The sequence below is a fragment of the Acidovorax sp. GW821-FHT11A03 genome (genome assembly GCF_058809075.1).
This window is the reverse complement of the sequence record NZ_JBXASG010000004.1, coordinates 281,243-297,795: the sequence shown is the minus strand read 5'-3', so window position 1 is coordinate 297,795 and position 16,553 is coordinate 281,243. Positions and strand designations below refer to the sequence as shown.

General features: G+C 69.9%; 11 protein-coding genes. All 11 read left to right on the top strand.

What is annotated here, in order from left to right; translation table 11 throughout:
- The first annotated feature begins 5 nt into the window (after positions 1-5).
- The 11 genes from AC1RVY_RS11770 to AC1RVY_RS11720 all read left to right on the top strand — a co-directional run bounded on the left by AC1RVY_RS11770 (position 6) and on the right by AC1RVY_RS11720 (position 16,535).
- Entirely contained in the window at positions 6-1,028 is a 1,023-nt protein-coding gene (locus AC1RVY_RS11770) for a tripartite tricarboxylate transporter substrate binding protein (RefSeq protein ID WP_492806673.1), read from the top strand.
- Between the two features lie 34 nt (positions 1,029-1,062).
- Entirely contained in the window at positions 1,063-2,550 is a 1,488-nt protein-coding gene (locus AC1RVY_RS11765; RefSeq protein WP_492806672.1) for a class I adenylate-forming enzyme family protein, read from the top strand.
- A 13-nt stretch (positions 2,551-2,563) separates the two neighbouring features.
- Positions 2,564-3,355 carry a citryl-CoA lyase gene (locus tag AC1RVY_RS11760; RefSeq protein ID WP_218297084.1) on the top strand — a complete coding sequence of 264 codons (792 nt, stop codon included), beginning with the start codon at positions 2,564-2,566 and terminating at the stop codon, positions 3,353-3,355.
- A complete protein-coding gene (locus AC1RVY_RS11755) occupies positions 3,352-4,182 on the top strand; it encodes an SDR family NAD(P)-dependent oxidoreductase (protein ID WP_218297085.1) in 831 nt (276 codons plus the stop codon). The genes AC1RVY_RS11760 and AC1RVY_RS11755 overlap by 4 nt, the downstream gene beginning before the upstream one ends.
- A gap of 102 nt (positions 4,183-4,284) precedes the next feature.
- Positions 4,285-5,406, top strand: coding sequence for a tRNA 2-thiouridine(34) synthase MnmA (mnmA, locus tag AC1RVY_RS11750; RefSeq protein WP_218339404.1), 1,122 nt, complete (start codon positions 4,285-4,287; stop codon positions 5,404-5,406).
- Positions 5,407-5,732: 326 nt separating this feature from the next.
- Positions 5,733-6,209 carry a cellulose biosynthesis protein BcsD gene (bcsD, locus tag AC1RVY_RS11745; protein ID WP_255590973.1) on the top strand — a complete coding sequence of 159 codons (477 nt, stop codon included), beginning with the start codon at positions 5,733-5,735 and terminating at the stop codon, positions 6,207-6,209.
- Between the two features lie 46 nt (positions 6,210-6,255).
- Positions 6,256-6,795: a cellulose biosynthesis protein BcsP gene (gene bcsP / locus AC1RVY_RS11740; RefSeq protein WP_492806671.1), complete on the top strand. Its 540-nt coding sequence runs from the start codon at positions 6,256-6,258 to the stop codon at positions 6,793-6,795.
- On the top strand, positions 6,792-7,574 hold the full coding sequence (gene bcsQ / locus AC1RVY_RS11735; RefSeq protein WP_492806670.1) for a cellulose biosynthesis protein BcsQ: 783 nt from the start codon (positions 6,792-6,794) through the stop codon (positions 7,572-7,574). Before bcsP ends, bcsQ begins: the two co-directional genes overlap by 4 nt.
- The gene (gene bcsA / locus AC1RVY_RS11730) at positions 7,571-9,757 is read left to right on the top strand and encodes a UDP-forming cellulose synthase catalytic subunit (protein WP_218297089.1); all 2,187 of its coding nucleotides are present in this window, start codon (positions 7,571-7,573) and stop codon (positions 9,755-9,757) included. Before bcsQ ends, bcsA begins: the two co-directional genes overlap by 4 nt.
- A 49-nt stretch (positions 9,758-9,806) precedes the next feature.
- Entirely contained in the window at positions 9,807-12,119 is a 2,313-nt protein-coding gene (bcsB, locus tag AC1RVY_RS11725; RefSeq protein WP_492806669.1) for a cellulose biosynthesis cyclic di-GMP-binding regulatory protein BcsB, read from the top strand.
- 90 nt (positions 12,120-12,209) lie between these two features.
- The gene (locus tag AC1RVY_RS11720) at positions 12,210-16,535 is read left to right on the top strand and encodes a cellulose biosynthesis protein BcsC (protein WP_492806668.1); all 4,326 of its coding nucleotides are present in this window, start codon (positions 12,210-12,212) and stop codon (positions 16,533-16,535) included.
- Positions 16,536-16,553 lie beyond the last annotated feature (18 nt).

Below are 16,553 nucleotides of genomic sequence, written 5' to 3'. Positions count from 1 at the left end.
AAGACATGACCTCGCACACCACCCCCTCTGCCACGCCCTACACGGCTCCGCGCCGGCGCCTGCTGGCCCTGGCCGCCGCCATCGCCTGCACCGCCGCCCTGCCCCTGCAGGCCCAGACCGCCAGCGCCACGGGCTGGCCCGCCAAGCCCGTGAAGCTCGTCGTGGGCTATGCAGCCGGCGGCGCCACCGACGTGATCGCGCGCCTGGTGGCCGTCAAGCTCGGCGACCAGCTGGGCCAGCCCGTGTTGGTGGACAACCGCGCGGGCGCCAACAGCAACGTGGGCGCCGAGGCCGTGGCGCGCTCGCCGGCCGACGGCTACACGCTGTACGTCTACACCATCGCCAACACCATCAACGCCACGCTGTACCCCAAGCTCGGCTACGACCCGGTCAAGGACTTCGAGCCCATCGGCATGATCGCCAGGATTCCGAACATCCTGGTGGTCAACCCCAGGCTGCCCATCAAGAACCTGGCCGACTACGTGCGCTACGCCAAGGAGTCCAAGGATGGCATCACCTTCGCGTCTTCGGGCAGCGGCTCGTCCATCCATCTCTCGGGCGAGATGTTCAAGATGCAGTCCAGGCTCAAGATGCTGCACGTGCCTTACCGGGGCAGCGCGCCCGCCGTCACCGACTTGCTGGGCGGCCAGGTGGATTCGATGTTCGACAACACGCCCTCGGCGCTGCCGCATGTGCAGGCGGGCAAGCTGCGCGCCATTGCCATCACCAGCGCCCAGCGCTCGCCCTTGCTGCCGGATGTGCCCACGCTGGCCGAGTCGGGCTATGCGGGCTTCGACGTGCAGTCGTGGTTTGGCCTGGCCGCACCGGCGGGCACGCCGCGCGCCGTGGTCGAGCAGGTCAATGCGGCCCTGAACAAGGTGCTGGCCCAGCCCGAGGTGCGCAACCGCCTGCAGGAGCTGGCCGCCACGCCCGATGGGGGCACGCCCGACAAGATGCGCAGCTTTGCCGCCGCCGAGATCAAGCGCTGGCGCGAGGTCGTCAAGGAATCGGGCGCATCGGCCGAGTAATACGCAACCTCCCGCAACCTCCCCTGCCGCCCCTATGTTCCCCATCGACTTCTTCTGGCGCGCCGCCCAGCGCTGGCCCGACCGCATCGCCATCGACGCGCCCGAGGGCGCCATCCGCTACGACGCGCTGGCCGCCCGCGTGGCAGCGCTGGCGGCGGGCTTCACCGCCATCGACCCCACACCCCAAAGCCGCGTGGGCATCTGCGCGGGCAACAGCGCCGACCACATCGCCGCGCTGCTGGCGGTGCTGGCCTGCGGCAAGGTCTGGGTGCCGCTCAACCCCAAGAGCACCCGGCCCGAAATCCGCCGCATCATCGACGCGACCGAGCCCTCCATCCTGGTGCTCGACACGGCCTGTGCCGATCTGGTCGAAGGGGCACCCGGTGCCCGCGTGCCGACCGCAGGGCTTGCCGACCTGGCCGCCGTGCATGCGGGCGCGCAGCGCCCGGTGATCGACTTGCCGGACGACGCCACCCAGGCCATCAAGTTCACGGGCGGCACTACGGGCGCGCCCAAGGGCGTGATGCAGCCCTACCGCGCGTGGATGGCCAACATCACCAACCAGATCCACGCCTGGGGCTTCGACGAGCACGAGCGCTACATCGTCGCCGCGCCCATCACGCACGGTACCTCCACCTACCTGCTGCCCATCCTGGCGCAGGGCGGCTGCCACGTGGTGCTGGCCGGCGCGGGCGCCGAGGCGGTGCGCACGGCCTTCCGCGAGCGCGGCGGCACGGTGTGCTTCATGCCGCCCACGCTGGTCTACATGCTGATGGCGCTGCCCGGCGTATCGCGCGCGGACTTTCCGCGCCTGCGCCGGCTCATCTACGGCGGTGCGCCCATGCCGCCCGAGAAGATCCGCCAGGTGCGCGACTTCTTCGGCCCCGTGCTGGGCACCACCTACGGCCAGACCGAGGCGCCGCAGATCCTCACCGTGATGCAGCCCGGGGACTTCGAGGACCCGGCCAACTGGGCGGCCGTGGGCCGCACCACCTGGTTCAGCGACGTGGCCATCATGGCGCCCGACGGCCGCCTGCTGCCCACGGGCGAGGTGGGCGAGGTGGTGGCGCGCGGCGACCTGCTGATGACCGGCTACTGGCGCCTGCCCGAGAAGACCGCCGAGACCCTGGTCGACGGCTGGCTGCACACGGGCGACCGCGGGCTCATCGACGAACGCGGTTATCTCTACCTCAAGGACCGGCTCAAGGACATGGTGATCACGGGCGGCTTCAACGTCTACCCCGTGGATGTGGAGAACGCGCTGGGCCAGCACCCCGCGGTGCACGAATGCGCCGTGTTCGGGCTGCCCGACGACAAGTGGGGCGAGACCGTGCAGGCCGCCGTGCAATTGCGCCCCGGCGCGCAGGCCAGCGAGGCCGAGCTGATCGCCTTCGTGCGCGAACGCCTGGGGCCGGTGCAGACGCCCAAGCACGTCCATTTCCACGAGAGCCTGCCGCGGTCGCCCGTGGGCAAGGTGCTCAAGTCCGCCGTGCGCGATGCGGCACTGGCCGCTACGGCCTGAAGGAACCATCCATATGACCACCAACGCCTCCAAGACCCCCGTCACCAGCCTGTGCACCCACACCCTCACCAGCCTGCATTACCGAGATGCGAACCTGGTCGAGGACTTGATGGGGAAGAAGACCTTCACCGAGGTGATGCTCATGCAGATCCTGGGCCGCGCGCCGCGCGGCGTGGACCTGCGCATCACCGACGTGGTGCTCATCGTGCTCATGGAGCACGGCCTCACGCCCAGTGCGATCGCCACGCGGCTGATCTACATGAGCGCGCCCGAGAACCTGCAGGGTGCCGTGAGTGCGGGCCTGCTGGCCGTGGGCAGCTCCTTCGTGGGCACCATGGAGAACTGCTCCAGTCTGCTCGACCGCATCGCGGCGGCTGAGGACCCCGAAGCCGAAGCGCTGGCCATTGCACGCCACTACAAGGGCCTGAAATCCCCCGTGCCCGGCTTTGGCCACCACCTGCACAAGCCCGTGGACCCGCGCGCCTACAAGCTGCTGGAGATGGGCCGCGCCGAGGCCGAGCTGAAAGGCGACAAGATCCGCGCGCTGGAGATGCTGTCCAGCGCCGTCGATGAGGTCGCAGGCCGCGCCATCACCATCAACGCCACGGGCGCGGTGGCGGCGCTGCTGGGCGAGATCGGCGTGCCCACGGCGGTGATGCGCGGCTTTGCCGTGATCTCGCGCGCGGCCGGCCTGGTGGCGCACATCGTGGAGGAGCAAGACAGCCCGTCGGGCCGCTTCATCTGGGACACGGTGGAGCATGCGATCCCCTTCGTCGGCGGCGCGGGCCAGGGCGGCCCGGCGTGAGCGCCGTACCGCATCCCCCCGCCCTGCCGCTGGACCTGTCGGGCCGTGTGGTCTTCGTGGCCGGGGGCGGGTCTGCCGGACCGGGCTGGAGCATTGGCCGCGCTGCCTGCGTGACCTACGCCCGCCTGGGCGCCAGCGTCTGCGTGGCCGACCGCGATGCGGCCTCCGCTGAAGAGACCACGGCGTTGATCCATGCCGAAGGCGGCACCGCCGCCACCTTCGTGGGCGATGTGGCCGAGGCGGCGGAGGTGAAGCGCCTGTTCGCCGAGGCGCGCGAACGCTTCGGCGGCGCCATCGACGTGCTGCACCACAACGTGGGCATCGGCAAGACCGGCGGCCCGCTGGAGACCAGCGCCGAGGACTTCGACCGCATCCACGGCGTGAACGTGAACAGCCTGCTGCTGGCCTGCCAGGAGGTGCTGCCCGGCATGGTGGAGCGGGGCCGGGGCTCGATCATCACGATCTCGTCCATCGCGGGCATGCGCTACCTGGGCTACCCGCACCTGGCGTATGGCGTCACCAAGGCGGCGGTCACCCACTTCACGCGTCTGGTGGCGCAGCAGTACGCGGGCCAGGGCGTGCGCGCCAACACCGTGGTGCCGGGGCTCATCGACACGCCGCGGATCGCGACCACGGTGGCGAAGATGTTCTCGGACGCCAGCCTCGACGAGGCCCGCGCCGCGCGCGCCCGCCAGGTGCCCATGGGCCGCATGGGCACCGCCTGGGACGTGGCGCACGCCTGCGCCTTCCTGGCCAGCGATGCGGCGGCCTATGTGACCGGCACCGAACTGGTGGTGGACGGCGGCATCACGGGCAAGTTCGTGTAGTTCCGCCCAGCCCTGTCCCCGGCCGCCGGATGGCCTGCCGGGGGACAGGGCGTTCCTGGCGCCCGCGCGTGCCCTGCCGCTACAAAAAATACAATCGGTGCGATGACAGCATCCCCCAAGCAGCGCGTCGTCGTCGGCCTCTCCGGCGGCGTGGACTCCGCCGTGACCGCCCACCTGCTCAAACAGCAGGGCCATGAGGTGGTCGGCATCTTCATGAAGAACTGGGAAGACGACGACGACAGCGAGTTCTGCTCGTCCAACATCGACTTCGTGGACGCGGCCGCCGTGGCCGACGTGATCGGCATCGAGATCGAGCACGTCAACTTCGCGGCCGACTACAAGGACCGCGTGTTCGCCGAGTTCCTGCGCGAGTACCAGGCCGGCCGCACGCCCAACCCCGACGTGCTGTGCAACGCCGAGATCAAGTTCAAGGCCTTCCTGGACCACGCCATGCGCCTGGGCGCCGAGAAGATCGCCACGGGACATTACGCGCGGGTGCGCCGGAACCCGGCCTCGGGCCTGTTCGAGCTGCTCAAGGGGCTCGACCCGTCCAAGGACCAGAGCTACTTCCTGCACCGCCTGAACCAGGCGCAGTTGTCCAAGACCCTGTTCCCTGTGGGCGAGCTGCACAAGACCGAGGTGCGCCGCATCGCCGAGGAGATCGGGCTGCCCAACGCCAGGAAGAAGGACTCCACCGGCATCTGCTTCATCGGCGAGCGGCCGTTCCGCGAGTTCCTGAACCGCTACATCAGCCACGCACCGGGCCCCATCCAGGACGACCGGGGGCGCACCATCGGCAAGCATGTGGGCTTGAGCTTCTACACGCTGGGCCAGCGCCAGGGGCTGGGCATTGGCGGCATCAAGGAAAAAGGCGTGCAGCGCGGCGGCGGCGATCACGCGCCCTGGTTTGTCGCCCGCAAGGATCTCGCCACAAACACGCTGCGCGTGGTGCAAGGGCATGACCATCCCTGGCTCCTGTCCCACGCCCTGCAGGCCCAGGATGCCAGCTGGACGTCGGGCCACCCACCGGTTCCCGGCCACTACGGCGCCAAGACCCGCTATCGGCAGCAGGACGCCGCCTGCTCGGTCGTCAGCGCGGCGGGCACGGATTTCCAGCTGCGGTTTTCCCAGGCGCAATGGGCGGTCACGCCCGGCCAGAGCGCGGTCCTGTACGACGGGGAGGTGTGCCTGGGTGGCGGGGTCATCGGGTCGGCTACAGACTGAAACACTCGGGATTTTTCCAGCGCAGCCCAGGTGGCGGCGGGTCGGAAATGCGCGCTTTTCAATTGTCACTGACTATCGAATTAACGATTCAATAGCAATTGATGCGAGATATGTGGTGTGGCACCCACAACCCTCTACGTAGATACCGCCAGTTGAACTAAGTTGACCTTCTGTTCGCTGCGGCAAGTGCCATTTCGGCGGGCAGGGCTCCTAAAATTCCTGCAAACGCTGTTTGAAACCACATGTATCAACCGATGCATGTGGTAAACCCTTAGTCCACCCCGCCGAGGGCCATCACCGGCCCGATGCTTGCTCGCGTGCGCGCCATGTCCTCCATCGTTTCCATGCCCTCCAGTCCCGAGATCGCCGAACACCTGGCCCAGCAGCAGTGCACGGTCCAGTGGAGGGGGTTCTTTCAGGCCCTGGCGTCGGAGTTTGCCGCCGCACTCGCGCCGGAAGACCTGCGCGCGCTGATGTTCCGGGTGGGGGCACGGTTCGCGGCGGAGCATCCCCTGCCGGCGTGCGCCACCCTGCAGGAGCTGGAGCAGGCCATGTCGGCCGTGTGGACCCGCATCGACTGGGGCTGGGTCCGCCTGGTGCAGGACGTGGCGCAACTGGACATCCACCACAGCCTGTCGCCCGTATCCGCTGCGTTCGGGCCCGACCACGCACCATGGTCGGGTGGTTTCCTGGAGGGCGTCTATCAGGGCTGGTTCGAACTGGCCGGCGCTGGCCAGCTCAAGGTGGTGCAGCGCGCGCCCGCGGATGCCTGGGGGTGCGTGCACCTCCAGCTGGCACGCTGAGCCCTGCGGATTTCGGATTTCTACGTTTCGGCATTGACGGTGACCCATGAAGCATTCAGACGACATCGTGAACCTCTTTCAGCAGTTCGGCGCCAAGGCGGACCCCTACCATGAGCTGGCCCGCCAGCAGGAGCACAAGCTCTCCAGGGAGCGCTGGCCGCTGGTGTCGGCCGTCCGCGACGCCGTCGCCGATGACGTTCCTTCCGTAGACCGCCGCGCCGGCGCCCCCGGCGCCCCGACGCCCCAGGCGGCCTTCGCGCTCGCGCCGGCTTCGGCACGGCCCGTCCCCGCGGGCTGGGCGCAACCCGCCGCGCGGCCTGCGGCCGAGGTTCCTCCGCCCGTGGTGGCGCCCACATCCATGCCGGCGGACCGCGTGCCACCCTCGGCCGCGCTGGCCGCCCGTTCGCCCCTGGCCGGCCTGGCCGGCCTGCGCACCGCGGCGGCCCCTTCCCCTTCCGATGCGGCGGCGGTGCAACCCGGTTCGCTGCCCGCCGATCTGCCGTCGGTGTTTGCGCGCCTGGCGGGCGCGGGCGACACCCCGGCCCGGCCCGCAGCGGCCTGGCAGCCTCGCAAGGGCCACCCATGAAAGTGATTGCCATCGTTTCTGCCAAGGGCGGCGTGGGCAAGACGACACTGACCGCGAACCTGGCCACCGCGCTGGAGCGCCAGGGCGTGGCGACCTTGCTGGTGGTGGACATGGACCCCCAGAATGCGCTGGGCCTGCACTTCGGGGCCGATCCCCGCTCCCTCGCGGGCGTGTCCCGGGCCAGCCTGGCGGGCGAAGGCTGGGCCTCCGTCTGCGTGGAAAGCCCCTCGGGGGTGCATGTGCTGCCCTATGGGGTGGTGAACGAGGCCGACCGCGTGGCCTTCGAGCGGCATCTGGATGCGCATCCGCACTGGCTGGCACAGCAGCTGGAGAGCCTGGAACTGCCGCAGGACGCGGTCGTGCTGATCGACACGCCGCCCGGCCCCTCCGTCTACATGCAGCAGGCGCTGGCGGCGGCCCAGGTGGTCGTCGTGGTCAGCCTGCCCGACGCGGCATCGTATGCCTCGCTCGCCCTGATGCAGCGCCTGGTGCACACGTACTGCACGCCGCGCCCCGACTTTTCCGAGACGCTCTATGTGCTCAACCAGGCCGACGGCGCGCGCCAGCTGTCCAAGGACATCACGCGCGTCATGCAGGACAACCTGGGCGAGCGGCTGGTGGGCGTGATCCACGAGGATCAGGCCGTGCGCGAATCGCTGGCCTACGACCAGAGCGTGCTGGAGTACGACGCACAGGGCCAGGCGGCCGATGACCTGCGCACCTGCGCGCGCGTCCTGGCGCAGCGCCTGCGCCTGCCGCTGGCGGGGGCCGCGCGATGAGCGTCGACCAGCGTCCCCGGGCCGACGAAGTCGCCGACGCCGACTCCCACAGCCCCCAGGCCCGCTGGCGCACCGTGGTGCATGCCATCACCGGGTGGAACCTGTGGCAGCACCCCGTGGTGCGTGTCGCGGCGGTGGTGTTCAGCGCCCTCCTGATGGGGCTGGTCATCAGCGTGCCGCTCGACCTCCAGGGCCAGATCCTCTTTTCCGTGGGCTCGTTCGGTGCCGCCCTGCTGCTGAGCAAGACGCCCGGCCGCCTGTCTACGCTGGCCATGATCGTGCTGTCGATCTCGGCGTCGTCGCGCTACATCTACTGGCGCTTCACGGACACCATCGGGTTCACCAACCTGCTGGATGCGGCTTTCGGGTACGGCCTCGTGCTGGCGGAGCTGTATGCGTTCGCGGTGCTGCTCATCGGCTACTTCCAGACGGCGTGGCCGCTGCAACGTCGCCCGGTTCCCATGCCCCAGGACATCAGCACCTGGCCCAGCGTGGACGTGTTCATCCCTTCGTACAACGAGCCGCTCGAAGTGGTGCGCCAGACCGTGTTCTCGGCCATGAGCCTGGACTGGCCGGCCGACCGGCTCCACGTGTACGTGCTCGACGACGGCCGCCGCCCCGAGTTCCGCGAATTCTGCGAAGAGCTGGGCGTGGGCTACCTGATCCGCGACAACAACCACCATGCCAAGGCCGGCAACATCAACGCGGCGCTGAAGGTCACGCACTCCGAATACATCGCCATCTTCGACTGCGACCACATTCCCACGCGCTCGTTCCTGCAGATCTGCATGGGCTGGTTCTTCAAGGACACCAACCTGGTGATGCTGCAGACGCCGCACGTGTTCTTCTCGCCGGACCCGTTCGAGCGCAACCTGGACACGTTCCACCGCATGCCCAACGAGGGCGAACTGTTCTACGGCATCGTGCAGGACGGCAATGACCTGTGGAATGCCTCGTTCTTCTGCGGTTCCTGCGCCATCATCCGCCGCAAGGAGCTGCTGGAAGTGGGTGGCATCGCGGTGGAAACCGTGACCGAGGACGCGCACACCGCGCTCAAGCTCAGCCGCCTGGGCTACAACACGGCCTACCTCGAGGTGCCCCAGGCCGCGGGCCTGGCCACCGAGAGCCTGTCCGGCCACGTGGGCCAGCGCATCCGCTGGGCACGCGGCATGGCGCAGATCGCGCGCACCGACAATCCGCTGTTCGGCAAGGGCCTCAAGTTCGGGCAGCGCCTGTGCTACCTGAACGCGATGCTGCACTTCTTCTACGGCCTGCCGCGCCTGGTTTTCCTGACGGCGCCGCTGGCCTACCTGTTCTTCGGCGCGCATGTGTTCCAGGCCACCGCGCTGATGATCACCGCCTACGCGCTGCCCCACCTGGCCCACGCCAGCGTGACCAACTCCCGCATCCAGGGGCGCTTTCGCCATTCGTTCTGGAACGAGGTGTACGAGTCGGTGCTGGCCTGGTACATCATGCGCCCGGTGCTGGTGGCGTTCATCAACCCCAAGCTGGGCAAGTTCAACGTGACGGCCAAGGGCGGGGTGATCGAGAAGGCCTATTTCGACTGGACCATCGCACGGCCCTACGTGGTGCTGCTCCTCATCAATCTCGTCGGGTTCGCGGTGGGAATCTGGAAGTTGTTCTCGTCGGCGGGCGATGAAACCACGACGCTGGTCATCAACATGGTCTGGACCACCTACAACGTCATCCTGCTGGGCGCCAGCGTCGCGGTGGCCAGCGAGACCCGCCAGATCCGGGGCACGCCGCGCGTGGCCGCCTCCCTGCCCGCCGTGATCCGCTTCGACAACGGGCGCACGCTGGTGTGCAAGACCGAAGACTTCTCCCAGCACGGGCTGGGCCTGTCCGTGCCCCCGGACAGCGACATTCCCATGGGCAGCCGCCTTTCGGTGTCGCTGTTCCGGTCGGACGAAGAAGGTGTCTTTCCCGCGGTCGTCACGTTCAGCGGCAAGGGCCGCCTGGGCGTGAAGTTCGACAACCTCAGCCTGCACCAGCAGGCCGAGCTGGCGTCGCTGACCTTCGCGCGGGCCGATGCGTGGATCACCAGCTGGGGCACCGGCCAGCGCGACAAGCCACTGCGCTCGCTCCGAAGCGTGATCGTGATCGGGCTGCGCGGCATGGGGCAGCTGACCGTCTCGGCCGTCAAGTCCCTGAAGCCCCGCTGAGAACACCGACACGTTCCAAGCCTTTCCCTGTTTCCAAAGACTCCACACCATGATTTCCAAAAGACATCCGACAGCGCGGCTGCCGCGCAAGCGCATGCTGCCTGCCATGCTGGCCTTGGTACTGGCAGGGACGGCCGTGCCGGTTTCGCAGCTCTCCGCGGCCCCCGCGCCCGTGGCGGCCGGCGTGGACGCGGCACCGCCGTCCGACGGCGGCGTGCGCGTGCACCGCACCAGCTTCAAGGACCTGGGCGCCCTTTTTCCCCTGCAACTGCGGGGCGTGGACGGCACCAGCGGCGTGGCCTTCAGCGTGCGCGGCGACGAGGTGGTCACCGGCGCCCGGCTGAAGCTGAACTATTCGTACTCGCCCGCCCTGCTCACCAACCTGTCCCACATCAAGGTGCTGGTGAACGAGCAGGTGGCCGCGACGATTCCGGTGACCACGCAGCAGGCGGGCGAGAACCTGCAGCGCGAGATCACCATCCCGCCGCGCCTCATCACCGAGTTCAACCGCCTGAACCTGCAGCTCATCGGCCACTACACCATGGAGTGCGAGGACCCGCTGCACTCCAGCCTGTGGGCCAACATCGGCAACGACAGCGTGCTGGAGCTCACCGTCGCGCCGGTGGCGCAGACGAACGATCTGGCGCTGCTGCCCCAGCCGTTCTTCGACCGCCGGGACGTGCGGCCGCTGGACCTGCCCATCGTGTTCAACGCGGCGCCCAACGCGGGCATGCTGCAGGCTGCGGGAACCATGTCTTCCTGGTTCGGCGCGCTGGCGGGTTTCCGGGGCGCGAAGTTCCCCTCCTTCATTGGCGAACTGCCACCGCGCGGCAATGCCGTCGTGATGGTGGCCGGCCGGGGCCAGGCCCCGGCGGGTCTGGCGCTGCCCGAAATCCAGGGCCCCACGGTGGCGGTGGTCAGCCACCCGGCCGACCGCAACGGCAAGCTGCTGCTGGTCATGGGGCGTGACGAGGCTGAGCTGGCCGTGGCCGCCAAGGCGCTGGCCATCGGCTCCTCGGCCCTGTCCGGCCCGCTGGCGCGGATCACCGAGGTCACGGAACTCAAGCCCCGCAAGCCCTACGATGCGCCCAACTGGCTGGCCAACGACCGTCCGGTGAAGTTTGGCGAGCTGGTCGAAGCCCAGGCGCTCAACGTGTCCGGTTATTCGCCCGACCTGATCCGCGTGAACTTCTTCCTGCCGCCCGACCTGTTCGCGTGGCGCCAGAAGGGCATCCCGGTGGACCTGCGCTACCGCTATACGCCGCGCCCCAACGCGGACAAGTCCACGCTCAATATCAACGTGAACCAGCAGTTCCTGCGGTCCCTGCCGCTGCATGCGGTGAACCATGAGGAGCCGGGCGCGCTCGACCGCCTGTTGACGACGGTGATGCCCAAGGGCGAGATGGCGCCGGAGCGCGAGAGCTTCCACATCCCGCTGTTCAAGCTGCCAGCCCAGTCGCAGCTGCAGATGCACTACTACTACGACGTGGTCAAGCAGGGCGCGTGCAAGGACGTGCCGCTGGACAACGTGCGCGGCTCGGTGGAGGCCGATTCGACCATCGACATCTCCGGCTTCCCGCATTTCATCGCGATGCCCGACCTGGCCGCCTTCGGCAATGCCGGGTTCCCGTTCACCCGCATGGCCGATCTCTCGGAGTCCGCCGTGGTCATGCCGGACAAGCCGGGGGTGCAGGAGTACACGGCCTACCTGGGGCTGATGGGCGTCATGGGGCGCGTGACGGGGTACCCCGCCCTGGGCGTGACCGTGGCGCAGGCCCAGCAGGTGGACAGGCTCGCCGACAAGGACCTGCTGGTCATTGCCTCCGGCGGCAACCAGCCTTTGCTCAAGCAGTGGGCCAGCGCCATCCCCGCGGCCTTGCAGGGCGATGCGAAGAGCTTCCAGATGTCGGACTTCGCCAACCGCCTGCAGCGCTGGTGGGGTTTTGGCCAGGAGTCCAGCGTGCACGCGCGGCGCAACCAGGTCGCGTTCTCCAGCAACAGCACCGATGCGCTGGTGGCTGGTTTTGAATCGCCCCTGCGCAGCGGCCGCAGCGTGGTGCTCGTGGCCAGCAACCAGCCCGCGGGGCTGGGGCAGGTGATGGATGCCCTGCTGGACGCCGAATTGCTCAAGCACGTGCAGGGCAGCACCACGGTGATCCGCGGCAAGCAGGTGGACAGCCTGGTCGCCGAGAAAAACTACCATGTGGGCCAGCTGGGCCCCCTGCTGTACGCGCAGTGGTTTCTTTCGCGCAACCCGCTGCTGCTGATCCTGCTGGGCGTGTCGGCGGCGGTGCTGATTGCGATCATCATGTACCTGTCGCTCAGAGCGCGCGCACGGGCGCGGCTCAAGCAAAAAGGTTGAGGCAAGGCGCAGCACGCCCGGTATTTTCTGAATCACGCAACACAGTCCCGGCACCTCGGTGGCCGGGAACCTCGCAGGGAGAAGGAAGGCATGTCCTCCAAACGTCGTCGTCACCACACACTGGCCATGGGGCTGCTGGCCTCGCTGATGGCGCCCGCCGCGGCCTGGGCGCAGACCGGGGCGGAGCAGACCCTGCTGGACCAGGGACAGTACTGGCAGGAGCGCGGTGACACCGAGCGGGCGGGCGAGGCATGGCAGAAGCTGCTGCGCATCAACCCGCAGAATGCCCAGGCGCTGTACGGGATGGCGCTGGTGGAGCTCAATGCCCAGCGCCCCGAGGGCGCGCAGCGCTACCTGAACCAGCTGCAGGCGGCGCACCCGCGCAGCCCCCTGGTGAGCCGGCTGCAGGAGTCCATCCGCACGGGGCGCAGCGCGCCGCAGATCGAAACCGCGCGCCAGCAGGCCCGCAGCGGCCAGGCCAGCCAGGCGCTGAGCACCTACCAGGCGGCGCTGGGAGACCGCGCCCCCACCGGGCCGCTGGCCCTGGAGTACTACCAGACCCTGGGCGCCACGGCGGGCGGCTGGGACGAAGCCCGCCGCGGCCTGGGCCGCCTGGCGCAGGAGTCGCCCGAGGATCCGCAGATCGCGCTGGCCCTGGCGCAGCACCTGACCTACCGCGAGTCCACGCGCCGCGACGGCATCGCCCAGCTGGCGCGGCTGGCGGGGCGTCCCGACGTGGGCAAGGCTGCCACGGAAAGCTGGCGCAAGGCGCTGGCCTGGACAGGCAATCGCTCGGCCGACATCCCGCTGTACCAGGAGTTCCTGCGCGCCAATCCTGGCGACACGGCGGTGCAGACACGCCTGGTGCAGGCGCAGAACCTGCAAAAGCAGTCCCAGGCCGCTCCCGGCCGCACGGCCGATCCGCTGCGCCAGCGCACCACGGCAGGATTCCAGGCCCTGGACGACGGCGAACTGGACGCGGCGGAGGCCGCCTTCCTGAACGTGCTCGAATCGCGCCCCAGCGATGGCGACGCCCTGGGCGGCCTGGGCATCCTGCGGCTGCGCCAGGAGCGGTTTGCCGAGGCGCGGGGGCTGCTGGAGCGCGCCTCGCGCGCCGGATCGGCCAGCCGCTGGAAGCAGGCCCTGGACAGCGCCACCTACTGGAGCCTGGTGGAGCAGGCCACCACGGAACGCGAACGCGGCGACACGGCGGCGGCCCGGCGTTCGCTGGAACAGGCCGTGCGGCTCAATCCCGCCGAGGTGACGGCGGAGAGCGATCTGGCGGACCTGCTGGTCGAAGACGGCCAATACGACGCGGCGGAGGCGGCCTACCGGCGCGTGCTGGCGCGCCAGGCCGACAACCCCGACGCGGTGCGCGGCCTGGTGGGCGTGCTGGCGCAGAACAACAAGGCCGCCGAAGCGCTGGCGCTCGTCGAGAAACTGTCCCCCTCGCAGCAGGAAAAAGTGGGCGCCCTGGGGCGCCTGCGCGCCGCGCAGGCCCTGGGCCAGGCGCGCGCCGCCACGGAGCGCGGCGATGTCGCGGCTGCCCGCGCCGCGCTGGAAGACGCGCTGCTGAACGACCCGGCCAGCCCCTGGGTGCGGCTGGACCTCGCGCGCCTGTACCTGCGCATGGGCGCGGTGGCCGAGGCCCGCGGCGTGATGGACGGGCTGCTGCTGTCCAACCCCAACATGCCCGAGGCGCTGTACGCGGGCGCCCTGCTGGCCTCCGAGGCCGGTGACTGGCCGGGTGCGCTGGCCCTCCTGGACCGCATTCCCGAAAAGCACCGCACCCGGGACATCGCCGCGCTGCAAAAGCGCGTGTGGGTGCATGTGCAGGCCTCGGCGGCGTCGGCGCTGGCGGCGCAAGGCCGGCAGTCCGAGGCGCTGGCCGCCCTGGCGCAGGCGGAGTCCTTTGCCACGCAAGATCCCGAGCTGCTGGGGGCCATGGCCCTGGCCTACGCGGACGCGGGCGAGCCGCAGCGCGCCCTGGGCATGGTGCGCCAGGTGCTGGCACGCACCGCCCGGCCCGACGTGGGCCTGCGCCTGCAGTACGCGGCGACCCTGCTCAAGACCCAGCAGGACGTGGAACTGGCGGGCATCCTGCGGCAGTTGCAGACCGCCCCCATGAACGACCGCGAGCGCAAGAGCTTCAGCGACATCCGCCGGGCCTACATCGTGCGCCAGGCCGAGGGCCTGCGCGAAGCGGGCGACCTGGTCGCCGCCTACGACACGCTCGCCCCCCTGCTGGCCGAGCAGCCCGACGAACCCCTGGCCATGGCGGCGCTGGCCCGCATGTACGCGGCCAACAACGACTATGCCCAGGCGCAGGCGCTGTATGCGCGGCTGCTGGAAAAGTCGCCCAATGATGTGTCCCTGCTCCTGCAGACCGCGGCCATGGCCACCGGCGCCAAGGACTACGGCTACGCGGAGTCGCTGCTGTCCGTGGCGCTGGCGCGCGCACCCCGCGATCCCGAGGTGCTGACCGCCACCGGGCGGCTGTACCGCGCGCAAGGCAAGAACTCCAAGGCCACCGAGTTCTTCACGGCGGCCGTTGCGGCCGAAAACGCGCAGCGCGATGCCGTGCTGGCCGCCAGTGGCGTGCCGGCGGGTCCGGCGCGCTCCGGGAATCCATTCGCCCAGCGCGCCGGGCAGCAGTTCCAGCGTGCCGGCGGTGGGCTGTCGGTGCCGGGCGCCGCCACGACGGCAGTGCGCTCGCCGGTGGGCTACACCCCCCAGCAGTACGCCCCGCAGCCCGTGGCGCGCAGCAATGCGCCCGCAGGCCTGTACATTCCGGATCCGGCGGGGGCCAGCCGCTTTGGCACGGCGCCACAGGCCTACGCCCCGGCCGCCCCCATGACGCCCGCCAGCTACTACCCCGAGGCCGCCAGCCCGGCCGCGGTGGCCGATGCGGCTGCATCCGCAGGCACCGCGCGCCGCGCCACGGCGACACGCGGCGCGGCGCCACAGGCCCCCGTCCAGCGGTCGTCCGCCGCCGCGCCCGTGGCACCGGCCGTGGCGCCCGCGTACGCTGCTCCGTCCGCCTCCCAGGTGCCTGCGCAGCCCGCCGCCAGCGGGGGCTACCTCACGCCCGCGCAGGCCTATGGCGGGTATGCGGCGGCACCCCAGCCGCTGCAGCGCGGTGGTGCGCCTGCCGCGGCGGCTCCCTCGGCCTGGGCCACGGCCGGGATGGGCAACGTGCCGGACCCTGCGCGGCCCCGTACGGCCCGCGACGAGCTGCGGGAAGTCCAGCAAAGCCAGATATCCAGCTTCTCGGTCGGTGCCACGGCGCGTGCCCGGCAGGGCGAGGCGGGCATGAGCCAGCATTCCGAGATCGAAGCCCCCGTCCAGCTGAAGATGAGCGTGGGCGACGGGCACCTGCTCCTGGGCGTGACCCCCACGGGCGCCAGCGCGGGATCGCCCGGGTCTCCGTACGGCACCGTCAGCCGCTTTGGCGGCGGCCCGGTCACCGCGCTGGACATGCCCGAGCGCGCGGCGGGGTCGCAGAGCGACAGCGGCATCGGGCTGAGCGTGGGCTATGAAAACGGCGGCTTCCGGGCCGACATCGGCAGCACGCCGCTGGGCTTCGGCCAGTCGGACGTCACGGCCGGCGTGCGATACCGCACGGCCCTCACCGACAACCTCACCGTGGCGGGAGACCTGTCGCGCCGCCCGGTGACCGACAGCCTGCTGTCGTTCGCCGGTGCCCGCGATGCGCGCACGGGAGACCGCTGGGGGGGGGTGTCGGCCACGGGCGGGCGCCTGGACCTCACCTGGGACGATGGCGAGCTGGGCGTGTACGGCTACGGCTCGCTGCACGGCCTGACCGGCACCCGTGTGCGCAGCAATGCGCGGGCCGAACTGGGCGGCGGCATGTACTGGCATGTGCACCGCACCTCCAACGAGGACCTCACGGCCGGCCTGAGTTTCACGGGCCTGTCGTACCAGCGCAACCTGCGCTACTTCACCGTGGGCCACGGCGGGTACTTCAGCCCGCAGCAATTCGTGTCCTTCGGCATTCCGGTCGAATGGGCGCAGCGCAATGGCCGCCTGTCCTACCAGCTCAAGGGCTCGGTGGGCGTGCAGTACTTCAAGGAAGACGCGGCACCGTACTTCCCCAACAGCCCGTCGCGGCAGGCCAGTGCCGTCCAGGCGGCCAGCGACGCGCTGGCCTTCGGCGAAACCGGCGCCACGGCCATCTACCCCGGCCAGTCCCGCACGGGCCTGGGCTACAACCTGGGCGCCGCCATGGAGTACCAGATGCACCCGCAGGTGTTCCTGGGCGGGCACCTGTCGCTCAACAACGCGCGCAACTACCGCGAATTCGCGGGGGGCCTGTATGTGCGGTACGCGTTCCAGCCCTACAGCGGCCTGCAGGCCTTCCCGGTCAACCCGCTGCGGTCGCCCTATAGCTACTGAGGCCACAGAACTTCCCAG

What these genes read in the sequence shown, in the direction of transcription:
- bcsA (WP_218297089.1), top strand. Translation starts at nt 7,571, where the DNA reads ATGAGCGTCGACCAGCGTCCCCGGGCCGACGAAGTCGCCGACGCCGAC.
- AC1RVY_RS11760 (WP_218297084.1), top strand. Translation starts at nt 2,564, where the DNA reads ATGACCACCAACGCCTCCAAGACCCCCGTCACCAGCCTGTGCACCCAC.
- bcsQ (WP_492806670.1), top strand. Translation starts at nt 6,792, where the DNA reads ATGAAAGTGATTGCCATCGTTTCTGCCAAGGGCGGCGTGGGCAAGACG.
- AC1RVY_RS11765 (WP_492806672.1), top strand. Translation starts at nt 1,063, where the DNA reads ATGTTCCCCATCGACTTCTTCTGGCGCGCCGCCCAGCGCTGGCCCGAC.
- bcsB (WP_492806669.1), top strand. Translation starts at nt 9,807, where the DNA reads ATGATTTCCAAAAGACATCCGACAGCGCGGCTGCCGCGCAAGCGCATG.
- bcsP (WP_492806671.1), top strand. Translation starts at nt 6,256, where the DNA reads ATGAAGCATTCAGACGACATCGTGAACCTCTTTCAGCAGTTCGGCGCC.
- bcsD (WP_255590973.1), top strand. Translation starts at nt 5,733, where the DNA reads ATGTCCTCCATCGTTTCCATGCCCTCCAGTCCCGAGATCGCCGAACAC.
- AC1RVY_RS11770 (WP_492806673.1), top strand. Translation starts at nt 6, where the DNA reads ATGACCTCGCACACCACCCCCTCTGCCACGCCCTACACGGCTCCGCGC.
- AC1RVY_RS11720 (WP_492806668.1), top strand. Translation starts at nt 12,210, where the DNA reads ATGTCCTCCAAACGTCGTCGTCACCACACACTGGCCATGGGGCTGCTG.
- mnmA (WP_218339404.1), top strand. Translation starts at nt 4,285, where the DNA reads ATGACAGCATCCCCCAAGCAGCGCGTCGTCGTCGGCCTCTCCGGCGGC.